Genomic DNA, 11,415 nt, shown 5'->3' with positions numbered 1-11,415 from the left:
CTCCCCGCCGAGAAGCCGCAGCACCACGGCGCGCTTGCGCGCCACGCTCCAGCGCTGGCCCGGCGCCAACGGCCCGGTCCCCGGCGCTTCCGCGGCCGCCGGCGCGCAGCCTGTGGACAGCGTGGACAGGCTCCGCCCGCCCGCCCTGTCCACAGGCTCATCAACAACAGCAGCTCCTTCCTGCCCGTTCATCTGGGGGTCCCTCGGCTGGTCCATCTCGGTCTCCTTTCGGACAAAGCGATGTCCAGGGAAACTGGGGGCAGCTCAAGCACGATCTCGTGGCTCCAGTCGAACTGGTAGGCCTCGCCCGGATCGAAGCGCAGCGGCACGAACGCCGCCGACGTCCCCGTGCTTCCCGCCCGTCGCCAAGCCGCGGCGTAGCGCCGGACGGCGTCGTAGCCGCCCTCGTAGCCGAGACCCCGGAGGTCCTCGCAGATCCGCGAGCCACGTCACCCGCTCGCGGCTGCTCCGCGCGGCATTCGCCGCCAGCAGCCGGTCGAGCTCGTCCCGCCACGGGCCGAGCTTCGGCTGCGGCTAGACGCTGCGCTTGTACTCGAAGGCGGTCTCCTCCGACCGCAGAACCTTCCGGACAACCTTCCGCGACAGCTTCAGCTCACGGCAGATCTGCTTGATCGGCTTTCCATGAACAAAATGCGCTCGGCGGATCTTCGCGATCGTCTCCACAACCAGCATCCCGAACTCGGCTCCCGATACCCTCGGGAGCACTGTGAACCCCATCGCCAGGGGGGCCCTTTTGGAAGCCGATCACCCCGGAAACGGGGGCCTTATTGCGCGCCTCTCCACATCCCGACCTTCTCGGCCTGACCCGTGGGGCGGTCGCCATGACCAAGGCCGACCTCGCCGACGCCAACCGCCGCGTGGCGGTCGAAGCGCGGATCCGGTCGCTCCTTGCGCCGACCGGCCTCGCTCATGCGCCGGTTCTGCCCGTCTCCTAGGTCACCGGCGAGGGCCTGCCCGAACTCCGGGAACTCCTCGCCCGCGAGGAGTGCGCCACGGCGGCGCACGCCGCCGCCGGGCGACTCCGCCTGCCCGTCGACCGCGCCTTCACCCTCGCGGGCGTTGGCGCCATCGTCACCGGCACGCTGATCTCCGGAACGGCGGCCCCGGGCGATCTGGTGACGCTGTCACCCTCCGGCCTCGCGGCCCGCATCCGCTCGGTCCACGCGCAGAACCGGCCCGTCGCGCGCGGCCTCGCCGGCCAGCGCTGCGCGCTGAACCTTGCCGGCGAGGGCGTCGGCAAGGACGCCATCTTGCGCGGCGACGTGATTCTCGACGTCGCGCTCCACGCGCCAACCGATCGCATCGACGCCGAACTGGGCCTGCTCATATCACCTCCGAGATCCGGCCGCTCGGCGCGCCCATGCCGGCGCATCTCCACACCGGCGCCGCCGAGATCGGCGTCCGCGTCGTGCCGCTCGCCGCGCCGACCGAGCCCGGCGGCTACGGCCCTGTCCAGCTTGTCCTCGACCGCCCCCTTGCCGTTGCGGCGCTCGACCGCTTCATCCTGCGCGACGTCTCCGCGCGGCGCACCATTGCCGGCCTCGCCATCGCGCGGGGCCAGCACGAAGCCTTGCGCGAAGGCGCTGCCGCCGCTCTCGCCGTCTTCCACGCGGACTATCCCGAGTTGCAGGGCCTCGGCCGCGAACGCCTGCGCCTCGCGCTCCGCCCGCGCCTGGCACGGCCGGCCTTCCTCGCGGTCCTTCACGACGACCCGAGCGGGAGTCGCATCGTTCTCGACGGCGCATTCGTGCGCCTCCCCGGCCACGAGGCGCGGCTCTCGCCCGAGGACGCCGCGCTCTCCGAGGACATCGCCCCCGCCTCGGTGGCCCCGCCCGTTTCCGCCCCCCGCGCGTGCGCGACCTGGCCGCCGAGACGGGATCGACGAGCGCGAGATCCGCCGGGTGCTGAAGCTCTGCGCGCGGATGGGCAGGGTCGACCAGATCGCCCACGACCACTTCTTCCTGCGCGCCACCACTGCCGAAATGGTCGCCCTCGCCGCGGCCGTCTCGGCCGGCGCCGAGCGTGGCTGGTTCACCGCCGCCGCCTTCCGCGACCGCATGGACAACGGCCGCAAGGTGGCGATCGAAATCCTCGACTTTCTCGACCGGAACGGCGTCACCATCCGCCGCGGCGACCTCCGCCGCATCAACCCGCCGCGCCTCGATCTGTTCGGCGACCCCGCCCGTCGGCCCATAGCCGCCGGGCCGCGTCTACCCCCGCCTCTCAACTCGGCTCGCCGAACCGCCCCGAGACGAGCGCCCGCAGCGCCTCGGCCAGCGCACTCGCCTCGGCGCCCTCGCAGCGCACGGCGATCGAGGTGCCCTTGGCGGCGGCCAGCATCATCAGCCCCATGATCGAATCGCCCGAGACCTCCATCCCGTCCCGGCTGACATGGGCCTGCGCGTTGAATCGCTCCACCGTCTCGACGAACTTCGCCGAGGCGCGCGCATGAAGACCCTTGTCGTTGACGATGTCGAGGACGAACTGCAATCGCTCCTCCCGGCGGTTCCGGGGATGCTCAGAGGGCGATCGGCAACCGGTCTGGTCCGTACCCCTCGACCGAGTTGATGTATTTGCGCCCGGCGGTCAAGGCCGACGCCACCGCCTCGCGCAGGGGTAGCCGCCGCGCCTTCGCGAGCTTGACGAGCAGCGGCAGGTTCGCGCCGTAGACGACCATGCGGTTCGACTCGCGACAGGCCTCCATCGCAAGGTTCGACGGCGTGCCGCCGAACATGTCGGTCACCACCACCACCCCGTCGCCCTCGTCGACGGCGCGGATGGCCGCGTCGATCTCGCTCTGCTTCCTGTCGCTGTCGTCCTCGGCCCCGATCGACACGGCTACCGCGCCGGGGTGCCGGCCGACGACGTGCTCCATGGCGGCGAGGTACTCGTTCGCCAGACCGCCATGAGCCACAATAACGATTCCGATCACGCCCCGCTCGCTCTCTGAACCAGCGCCGTATCCGCCGTCCGCTCCAGATCCCGATGGTGAATAGACACTTGCCATCCATCCTGCGCAAGCGTTTTCGCCAGCGCCTCCGTCACTGCCACAGACCGATGCTTGCCGCCCGTGCAACCGAGCGCGACGCCGAAATAGGATTTGCCCTCCGCCCCGTAGGCGGGAAGGAGGAAGCGCAGCATGTCGACCAGGCGGGCGTAGAACGCGGGCCAGGCCGGGTCCGCCGCGACGTAGGCCGCGACCGCCGGGTCGCGCCCGTCCTGCCCGCGCAGGGCCGGATCCCAGTGCGGATTTCGTAGGAAGCGGCAGTCCATCACCATGTCCGCCCCGCGCGGCAGTCCGCGCGGATAGGCGAAGGACTGCAACGTCACCGCCAGCCCGGCGCCGGCATCGGCGGGTGCGAACCAGCGCGCCAGCTCCGCCTTCAGGTCATGGACCGTCATCGCTGAAGTGTCGATCAGCACGTCCGCCCGCGCCTTGAGCGGCGCGAGCTGCGCAGCCTCGCGCTCGATGCCGACGTGGGCCGATTCGTGCGGGCTTGACGGGTGTCGCCGGCGGGTCTCGTTGTAGCGCGCGATCAGCACCGAGGCGGCGCAATCGATGAATACCAGCACCGGACGGCAGCCCGGCCGCGCCCCGATTTCGTCGAGCATGCCCGCCAGCGCCGCGACGTCGAACTCGCGGGTGCGCGCGTCGACGCCCACGACCAGCGGACGCGCCATCGGCGGCCCGGCGATCAGGCGCGGCATCAGCGAGAGGGGCAGGTTGTCGATGGCTTCGAAGCCGAAATCCTCCAGCGCGCGGATCGCAGTCGACCTGCCGGCGCCTGCGGGACCGGTGACGACCACGATATCCGGCCCCGCGCCGGGGCTCATGGAGGGTTCCACGCAGATCGCCTTCTTCGGGCCTTGGCCTGGCTAGCACGCCCGGCCTGACCGGAGCATTTGCACCAAGGTTGCGTCGAGATTGGGGACGCCGCGGCCCGAGATCAACTCGATTTCGACACCATGGTAACCGAATTGACGCGATTGTGGCATCCGGGCCGCTCCATCCGCATCCAGGTCGACGGCCAGCGCCAGTCTGGCCTCGTCCAGCGCCTCCGCGCGCAGCAGGCCGACGCCGCGGGCCTCGATCATGCCGCGGATCGCCGCCGGAGCCGAGACGAGGAGCGCGCCCTCATGGACCTCGATCGCCACCCGGTCGTCCGCCACCAGACGCGCGCCCAAGGCCATCATCCGCAGGGCGAGGCCGGACTTGCCCGCGCCGGACGCGCCGAGGATCAGCAGTCCGCGGTCGCCGAGCGCCACGGCGGAGGCGTGCAGGATCTCAGTCGGCGCGCTCCGACTCATGCGATTGTGCGCCTGCACGCCTGCGCGCGATCCGACCGGTTTCCTGCGATGCGAAAGAATGCGAACATCGATCCCAACACGGACAACCACGACGACGCTTCCGAATATGACACTGGTACGGCGTTAACTCCAACTGCCGGCGCGCGATTGCGCCGCGACGTGATATAGAATGTCTCGCCGTGGGCGTTCGCGCCTGCAACGGGCCGGTGGGGCTCCGGGCCCGAGGCGATGGGCAGTTCGGCCTCCGGCCGGTGCAAGGGGAGTTTGGACGGGGATGAACATGGGAACGCGGATTTCGCCTGTGGCGAGCGGACTGGCCGAGGCGAGACGCCTGCACTGGAACTTGACCGAGCCGGCGCTGATGCAGGCGGCCGTCGCCCGGGGCGAGGGCCAGATCGGGCAGGGGGGCGCGCTCCTCGTTTCGACCGGCAAGCACACCGGTCGCAGCCCGAAGGACAAGTTCGTCGTGCGCGAGCCCGGCGTCGACGCCCACATCTGGTGGGAGAACAATCCCCCGCTCTCGCCCGAGCATTTTGACACGCTGCACGCCGACATGCGCGCCCACGCCCGCGGCGCCGAACTCTTCGTGCAGGATCTCTACGCCGGCGCCGACCCGGCGCACCGGCTGAACGTCCGGGTCATCACCGAACTTGCCTGGCACGCGCTCTTCATCCGCCACCTGCTGCGGCGGCCCGACGCCTCCGAGCTCGAGGGCTTCGCGCCCGGCTTCACCATCCTCAACTGCCCGAGCTTCAAGGCCGATCCGGCCCGCCACGGCGTTCGCTCCGAGACGGTGATCGCCATCTCCTTCGAGCAAAAACTCGTTCTGATCGGAGGCACCGCCTATGCCGGCGAGAACAAGAAGTCGGTCTTCACCGTGCTGAACTACCTCCTGCCCGAGAAGGGCGTGATGCCGATGCACTGCTCGGCCAACCACGCGCCGGGCAACCCTGACGACGCGGCCGTGTTCTTCGGCCTCTCCGGCACCGGCAAGACCACGCTCTCGGCCGATCCGGGCCGGGTGCTGATCGGCGACGACGAGCACGGCTGGTCGGACGAGGGCACGTTCAACTTCGAGGGCGGCTGCTACGCCAAGACCATCAACCTCTCCGCCACCGCCGAACCGGAGATCTACGCGACCACACACCGCTTCGGCACCATCGTCGAGAATATGGTTTACGATCCGCGGACCTTCGAGCTCGACTTCGACGACGACAGCCTGACGGCCAACACCCGCTGCGCCTACCCGCTCGAGGCGATCTCGAACGCCTCGCCGACGGGCCGCGGCGGCCAGCCAAAGAACATCGTCATGCTGACCTGCGACGCCTTCGGCGTGCTGCCGCCGATCGCGCGGCTGACGCCGGCGCAGGCGATGTACCACTTCCTCTCGGGCTTCACCTCCAAGGTCGCCGGCACCGAGCGCGGCGTGACCGAGCCCTCGCCGACCTTCTCGACCTGTTTCGGCGCGCCCTTCATGCCGCGCCGGCCGGAGGTCTACGGCGCGCTCCTGCGCGACCGGATCGCCGCCGTCGGGGCCGATTGTTGGCTCGTCAACACCGGCTGGACCGGCGGCGCCTACGGCACGGGCAAGCGTATGCCGATCAAGGCGACTCGCGCGCTCCTGACCGCCGCGCTGAATGGCGATCTCGCCAGGGTCGGGTTCCGCGAGGATCCGAACTTCGGTTTCCAGGTTCCCGTCGCGGCGCCGGGCGTCGACGCCGGTCTCCTGGACCCGCGCTCGACCTGGACCGATCCGGTGGCCTACGACGCGCAGGCCGCAAAGCTCGTGGCGATGTTCGTCGAGAACTTCGCCCAGTACGAGCCCCACGTCGGCGAGGACGTCCGCGCCGCCGCCGTGCGCGCCGCCTGACCGACCGGTCCGCGCGTCCCGCGCGCCCGCCGCTTCGCTTCCCCAACCCCCCGCCGCTGCCCGCGGCGGGGGGTTCCCGTCTTGGGGCCCGCTGCGCGGCTTCGAGCCCGGTTGTCGGGAAAAGCAGACGATCCCAACGAAGAAAGGCCCGCCGGATGGCAGGCCTTTGGTTCGTCGTCGATCGGGGACGCTCAGGCGCCCGCGGAGCGGCTCAGAGCGCGCCTTCGCGCTGCAGCTTCTTGCGCGCCAGCTTGCGCGCACGCCGGACGGCCTCGGCGCGCTCGCGCGCCTTCTTGACCGACGGCTTCTCGAAATGCTGCTTGAGCTTCATCTCGCGAAAGACGCCTTCACGCTGAAGCTTCTTCTTCAGCGCGCGCAACGCCTGATCGACGTTGTTGTCACGAACCATTACCTGCACGGGTAGTCACCACCTTTCCGTCAATGAGATTTCGAGTTTCGGCAGGAACGCGCTATATAGAGGAGCAGGCCGCAAGTGTCCACCCGCGGCGAACGTCAAAAACGAAGCGAGCGAGACGCCGATGAATCCCACCGCCACATCCGACCCCACTGAGGCGCGCGCCGGAGACGCCGTCGCCGCCGCCCGCGCCGCCACGCTCGCCCACGCGCTCGCGCACGTCCCCTTCGACGGCTGGAGCGACCGGACCCTGGCCGCCGCGGTGGAGGATGCCGGCGTCGACCCGGCGCTCGCGCGGCTCGCCTTCCCCCGCGGCGGCGTCGACCTTGCGCTCGCCTGGCACGACGGCAAGGACGCTGAGCTCGCGGCGCGCCTCGCGGCCGAGGATCTGCGCGGCCTGCGCTTCCGCGACCGCATCGCCCACGCCATCGCGCTCCGGCTCGAGATCGTCGCCGACGACCGCGACGCCGTGCGCCGCGCCACGGCGCTCTTCGCTCTCCCGACCCATGCCGCGGACGGCGCGCGGGCGCTCTGGCGCACGGCCGACACGATCTGGACCGCGCTTGGCGACACGAGCACGGACGCGAGTTGGTACACAAAGCGCGCCACGCTCTCCGCGGTCTGGTCCTCCTGCCTGCTCTACTGGCTCGGCGACAGGACTCCGGGCGCCGCGGCGACCCGCGAGTTCATCCACCGCCGCATCGACAACGTCATGGCCTTCGAGGAGTTCAAGGCGCGCGTGCGCCGCAACCCGCTCGCCGCGAAGCTGCTCGACGCGCCCTCCCGTGTGCTTGACCGGATCCGGGGCGCCGACCATACTCGCCGCCCCGACCTTCCCGGCCGCCTGCGCCGCGACTGAGCGGGCCGCCAGGACGAAACGGGGGGAGGGGTCATGGCCCTCGGCAAGACGATCGCGACCTGGGTTGACGGACGCTGGCACGACGGCGACCTGCGGGTCATGCGCGCCGCCGACCACGGCGCCTGGCAGGGCACGCTGGTCTTCGACGGCGCCCGCGCCTTCGAGGGCGTGACGCCCGACCTCGATCGCCACGCCGCGCGGATCGTGCGCTCGGCCGAGGTCATGGGCATGACCGCGCCGCTCGCCGCCGACGAGATCGCGGCGATCCTGCTCGAGGGTGTGGCGCGCTGGCCGGTCGGGGCGCAGCTCTATCTCCGGCCGATGATGTGGTCGCAGTCCTGCTCGCCCTCCTTCGTCGATCCGCTGCCCGAGTCGACCGCCTTCGTCGCCTGCATCGAGGAAATCCCGATGGGAACGCCCGGCGCTCCGATGGCCCTGACCGTCTCGCCCTTCCGCCGGCCCCGGCCGGACATGGCGCTGACCGAGGCCAAGGCGGGCTGCCTCTACGCCAACAACGGCCGCATCGTCGCCGAGGCGCGCCGGCGCGGCTTTCACAACGCGCTGTCGCTCGACGTCGAGGACAACGTCGCCGAGACGGCGATGACCAACGTGTTCATGGCGCGCGACGGGGTGGTGTTCACGCCGGTCCCGAACGGCATGTTCCTCGCCGGCATCACCCGGGCCCGCGTCATCGGCCTCCTGCGCGCGGATGGGGTCGAGGTCGTCGAGACCGCGCTCACCGTCGACGATTTCGCCGCGGCCGACGAGATCTTCGTCACCGGCAACGCCAGCAAGGTCATGCCGGCGACCCGGTTCGAGGACCGCGAACTGCGCGCGTCGGCGATGGCGACGCGCGCCCGGTCGCTCTACTGGGACTTCGCCCACCAGTCCCGCAAGGCGGCATGAGCGCGCCTTTGCTCCCCGAGACCATGCTGGTCGTCGAGATCGCGGCGCCCGGCGGTCCCGAGGTCCTGCGCCCGTCCCGCCGGCCGGTTCCGACGCCGCAGGCCGGCGAGATACTGATCCGCGTCCGCGCCGCCGGGGTGAACCGGCCGGACGCGCTCCAGCGCGCAGGCGCCTATGCGCCGCCGCCGGGGGCCTCCGATCTGCCCGGGCTCGAGGCCGCGGGCGAGGTCGCCGCGGTCGGTCCCGGCGGATCGCGCTGGCAGGTGGGCGACGCGGTCTGCGCGCTGCTGCCCGGGGGCGGCTACGCCGAATATGTCGTGACCCCGGGCGATCACGCGCTGCCGGTCCCTGCCGGCCTCGCGATGACGGCCGCGGCGGCGCTCTGCGAGACCTACTTCACCGTCTGGCACAACGTCTTAGAACGCGGCCGGCTGGTCGGCGGCGAGACCTTCCTCGTCCACGGCGGCAGTTCGGGCATCGGCACCACCGCGATCCAGCTCGCCGCCGTCCGCGGGGCGCGGGTGTTCGCCACCGCCGGTTCGCCCGAGAAATGCGCCGCCTGCGAGGCGCTGGGCGCCGAGCGCGCCATCGACTACCGCCGCGAGGATTTCGTCGCGGTCACGGCGGAGGCGACCGGCGGCCGCGGCGTCGATCTGATCCTCGACATGGTGGGCGGCGACTACCTGCCGCGCGACGTCAGGGCGCTGGCGACCGAGGGCCGGCTGGTGATGATCGCCTTCCTCGGCGGACCGAAGGTCGAGCTCAACTTCGCCCAGGTGATGACCAAGCGGCTGACGCTCACTGGCTCGACCCTGCGCCCGCAATCGGTCGAGGCCAAGGCCCGGATCGCCGCCGCCCTCGAGCGCGAGGTCTGGCCGCTGTTGGCCGCCGGCCGCATCGCTCCGGTGATGGATCGCACCTTTCCGCTCGACGCGGCGGCCGAGGCCCATGCCCGGATGGAAAGCTCCGCCCATATCGGCAAGATCGTCCTCGACGTCGCCTGACCGGCCGTGACCGCGCCACGGGAGACGTTTACACCCTAGCGACGATGCAGCGCGCCGCGGACGCAACGCCGCCGCAGGCGCCACGTCGACGCGGCGCCTGGGTCCGCCCGCGCTCCGCGGGCGAACGGCATCAGGGCGCGGCGCGCGGCGCGAGGAGCGACAGGCCGCCGTCGACGTCGAGAACCTGGCCGGTGACGAAGGCGGCGGCGGGCGAGGCCAGATAGGCGGCCGCCTCCGCCGTCTCCGCCCAGACGTCGCCGCGGCGGAGCGGCGCGTTCTCCTCCAGGGCCTCGATGGTCTCCTCGGCGTTCTCGGCGCCGACGATGCGGCCCGCCGGGCGGCCGGTGGCGAGAGCGTTGACCCGGATTGCGTGCGGCGCCAGGGCCAGCGCCAGAACGCGCGACATCTGCTCGACCGCGGCGCAGCTCGTCGCGTAGGCGATCAGCTCCGGCGGCGCGCGGCGGGCGTGGATGCAGCTGATGTTCAGGATCGCGCGGTCCGCCGCCACAGGCTCCTCGCTCGCGGCGAGTTCGATCATCCGCCGCGCGACGATCTGGCAGAGCCACAGGGTGCGCGAGACGTTCTGCTCCAGCGACGCGTCGAGACCGTCCGCCTCGTGGTTCAGCGGGTCCGAAACGGCGAGCAGCGGGTTGGCGTTGACGAGGATGTCGATCCCGTCATGGGCGTCCATGGTGGCCGCCATCAGGTTCGTCATGCCGAGCTTGTCGCGCAGCTTGCCGGCGAAGGTCGCGGCGCGGCCTTCCAGTCCCTCGGCGCGGAGCAGCGCCAGTTCGACGGCGAGTTTCGACTCGTCCGGGTCCGCCATCATCACCGACGCCCCCGCCCGCACCAGCCGTCGCGCGATGGCCAGTCCGACGCCCTGAGCGGCGCCGGTGACGACCGCCGACTTGCCCGACAATCCCGCTGGCATCCCTGACCTCCCCGGCGCTGCCGGTCGCGAGACTAGCCGAGCCCCGTGCCCGGCGCGAGGGGCCGCACGCGGCGGGCGGGCATTGACTTCTCTCCGGGCGCGGCCGAGACGGCGGCGAGATCAGGAGGAAGGCATGCCGGCACACCCCGAGGCGATCGAGTTCCTTGCCACGCGACGGTCGCGTCCGCCGAAGCTGATGCGCCCTCCCGCGCCGTCGCGCGACGAGATCCTCGCGCTGCTGACGCTCGCAACCCGGGTGCCCGATCATGGCAAGCTCGAGCCCTGGCGCTTCGTCGTGCTGTCCGGCGCGGGTCTCGCACGCTTTTCGGCCGCGATCCGGGCCCGCGCCGCCGAGACCGGACAGGATGCCGACAAGGGCGCGGGCGCCTTCGAGCAGGCGCCGATGACCGTCGCGGTCGTCGCCGTCCCGCGCGACGCGCCGAAGATCCCGGAGATCGAGCGCATGCTGTCGGCGGGCGCCGTCTGCCTCGAACTCCTCAACGCGGCGCTCGCCTCCGGCTGGGCCGCGTGCTGGCTGACCGGCTGGCCGGCCTACGACGCGCCCTTCCGCGAGGCGGCGCTCGGGCTCGCTCCGGGCGAGTGGATCGCCGGCTTCGTCCATATCGGAACCAGCGACGCCGCGCCGCCCGAACGCCCGCGGCCCGACGTGCCGGGCCTCGTCACCTGGATGGACGGGTGAGCCTTCTCGTCGATCTCGGACGCGCCCTCGGCCAACTCGGCGACGCGCGTTTCCGTGCCGTGCTGTGGCGCGCCGTGCTGATGGTGCTCGCGGCCTTCGCGGCGCTCCTCGTCGGCGTCCTGTGGCTGGCCGGCTGGCTGCTGCCGGACGCGGTGAGCCTGCCCTGGATCGGCGACGTCCGCTTCCTCGACGATCTCGCGCTCTGGGGGATGGCCGCATTCGCCCTTGTCGCGTCAGAGCGTGTGAATCTTTCGGCAAATCGGCAGATTCTGGCGTAACCGGGGCAAAAAGGTGGGCGGTTGTGTCGATAGGGGATCCACAAGCGCAGGGATTTCTGAATCTGGAGGGTTCTGTGAGGCGCGTCGTGACGCTGATCGCATGCGCGACCGTGGTCGGCGCCT

General features: G+C 71.4%; 14 protein-coding genes and 4 pseudogenes. 10 read left to right on the top strand and 8 right to left on the bottom strand.

Annotation, left to right across the window (positions count from 1 at the left end; all coding sequences use genetic code 11):
- Both KBA23_RS13640 and KBA23_RS13635 read right to left on the bottom strand, forming a co-directional pair.
- A partial coding sequence (locus tag KBA23_RS13640; RefSeq protein WP_290741831.1) for a hypothetical protein occupies positions 1-216 on the bottom strand: 216 nt, incomplete at its 3' end.
- A gap of 56 nt (positions 217-272) precedes the next feature.
- Positions 273-693: pseudogene (locus KBA23_RS13635) on the bottom strand (IS21 family transposase); the annotation flags it as partial.
- Positions 694-788: 95 nt separating this feature from the next.
- Between KBA23_RS13635 and KBA23_RS13630 the strand changes: the two are divergent.
- From KBA23_RS13630 to KBA23_RS16865, 4 genes and pseudogenes are all read left to right on the top strand, one after another.
- Positions 789-956: a hypothetical protein gene (locus KBA23_RS13630; RefSeq protein WP_290741829.1), complete on the top strand. Its 168-nt coding sequence runs from the start codon at positions 789-791 to the stop codon at positions 954-956.
- A gap of 180 nt (positions 957-1,136) precedes the next feature.
- Positions 1,137-1,229 (top strand): annotated as a pseudogene (locus tag KBA23_RS16870) (hypothetical protein); the annotation flags it as partial.
- A 152-nt stretch (positions 1,230-1,381) separates the two neighbouring features.
- A pseudogene (locus KBA23_RS13625) lies at positions 1,382-1,717 on the top strand (DNA/RNA-binding winged helix domain-containing protein); the annotation flags it as partial.
- A 226-nt stretch (positions 1,718-1,943) separates the two neighbouring features.
- Positions 1,944-2,105, top strand: a pseudogene (locus KBA23_RS16865) (SelB C-terminal domain-containing protein); the annotation flags it as partial.
- A 139-nt stretch (positions 2,106-2,244) separates the two neighbouring features.
- On the opposite strand, the gene KBA23_RS13620 reads toward KBA23_RS16865, so the two are convergent.
- Genes KBA23_RS13620 through KBA23_RS13605 form a run of 4 tightly spaced genes read right to left on the bottom strand, consistent with a single transcriptional unit; the run spans position 2,245 to position 4,419 of the window.
- Entirely contained in the window at positions 2,245-2,511 is a 267-nt protein-coding gene (locus KBA23_RS13620; protein WP_290741827.1) for an HPr family phosphocarrier protein, read from the bottom strand.
- Between the two features lie 28 nt (positions 2,512-2,539).
- A complete protein-coding gene (locus KBA23_RS13615) occupies positions 2,540-2,953 on the bottom strand; it encodes a PTS fructose transporter subunit IIA (RefSeq protein ID WP_290741825.1) in 414 nt (137 codons plus the stop codon).
- Positions 2,950-3,855: an RNase adapter RapZ gene (gene rapZ, locus KBA23_RS13610; RefSeq protein ID WP_290741823.1), complete on the bottom strand. Its 906-nt coding sequence runs from the start codon at positions 3,853-3,855 to the stop codon at positions 2,950-2,952. The genes KBA23_RS13615 and rapZ overlap by 4 nt, the downstream gene beginning before the upstream one ends.
- A 42-nt stretch (positions 3,856-3,897) precedes the next feature.
- Positions 3,898-4,419 (bottom strand): HPr kinase/phosphatase C-terminal domain-containing protein, encoded by a 522-nt coding sequence (locus KBA23_RS13605; protein WP_366935318.1) that lies wholly within the window; start codon positions 4,417-4,419, stop codon positions 3,898-3,900.
- 184 nt (positions 4,420-4,603) lie between these two features.
- On the opposite strand from KBA23_RS13605, the gene KBA23_RS13600 reads away from it, so the two are divergent.
- Positions 4,604-6,199 carry a phosphoenolpyruvate carboxykinase gene (locus tag KBA23_RS13600; protein WP_290741821.1) on the top strand — a complete coding sequence of 532 codons (1,596 nt, stop codon included), beginning with the start codon at positions 4,604-4,606 and terminating at the stop codon, positions 6,197-6,199.
- Between the two features lie 211 nt (positions 6,200-6,410).
- Here KBA23_RS13600 and rpsU read toward each other — a convergent pair whose 3' ends face one another.
- Positions 6,411-6,617 (bottom strand): 30S ribosomal protein S21, encoded by a 207-nt coding sequence (gene rpsU / locus KBA23_RS13595; RefSeq protein WP_290741819.1) that lies wholly within the window; start codon positions 6,615-6,617, stop codon positions 6,411-6,413.
- A 121-nt stretch (positions 6,618-6,738) separates the two neighbouring features.
- Between rpsU and KBA23_RS13590 the strand changes: the two genes are divergently transcribed.
- Genes KBA23_RS13590 through KBA23_RS13580 form a run of 3 tightly spaced genes read left to right on the top strand, consistent with a single transcriptional unit; the run spans position 6,739 to position 9,383 of the window.
- Positions 6,739-7,473 carry a COQ9 family protein gene (locus tag KBA23_RS13590; protein WP_290741817.1) on the top strand — a complete coding sequence of 245 codons (735 nt, stop codon included), beginning with the start codon at positions 6,739-6,741 and terminating at the stop codon, positions 7,471-7,473.
- Between the two features lie 33 nt (positions 7,474-7,506).
- Complete coding sequence (locus tag KBA23_RS13585) at positions 7,507-8,379, top strand: branched-chain amino acid aminotransferase (protein ID WP_290741815.1); 873 nt, start codon at positions 7,507-7,509, stop codon at positions 8,377-8,379.
- Positions 8,376-9,383: an NAD(P)H-quinone oxidoreductase gene (locus KBA23_RS13580; RefSeq protein WP_290741813.1), complete on the top strand. Its 1,008-nt coding sequence runs from the start codon at positions 8,376-8,378 to the stop codon at positions 9,381-9,383. The genes KBA23_RS13585 and KBA23_RS13580 overlap by 4 nt, the downstream gene beginning before the upstream one ends.
- Before the next feature lie 130 nt (positions 9,384-9,513).
- Here KBA23_RS13580 and KBA23_RS13575 read toward each other — a convergent pair whose 3' ends face one another.
- Positions 9,514-10,314 carry an SDR family oxidoreductase gene (locus KBA23_RS13575; protein WP_290741811.1) on the bottom strand — a complete coding sequence of 267 codons (801 nt, stop codon included), beginning with the start codon at positions 10,312-10,314 and terminating at the stop codon, positions 9,514-9,516.
- Between the two features lie 133 nt (positions 10,315-10,447).
- Between KBA23_RS13575 and KBA23_RS13570 the strand changes: the two genes are divergently transcribed.
- Positions 10,448-11,014 (top strand): nitroreductase, encoded by a 567-nt coding sequence (locus tag KBA23_RS13570; protein ID WP_290741809.1) that lies wholly within the window; start codon positions 10,448-10,450, stop codon positions 11,012-11,014.
- Positions 11,011-11,292, top strand: a complete 282-nt coding sequence (locus KBA23_RS13565) for a hypothetical protein (RefSeq protein ID WP_290741807.1) — start codon at positions 11,011-11,013, stop codon at positions 11,290-11,292. Before KBA23_RS13570 ends, KBA23_RS13565 begins: the two co-directional genes overlap by 4 nt.
- Positions 11,293-11,415: the final 123 nt, after the last annotated feature.

The sequence above is a fragment of the Amaricoccus sp. genome (assembly GCF_017995835.1).
GTDB lineage: Bacteria > Pseudomonadota > Alphaproteobacteria > Rhodobacterales > Rhodobacteraceae > Amaricoccus.
The sequence above is the reverse complement of the archived record's forward strand: the minus strand, read 5'-3'. Positions and strand labels throughout refer to the sequence as shown.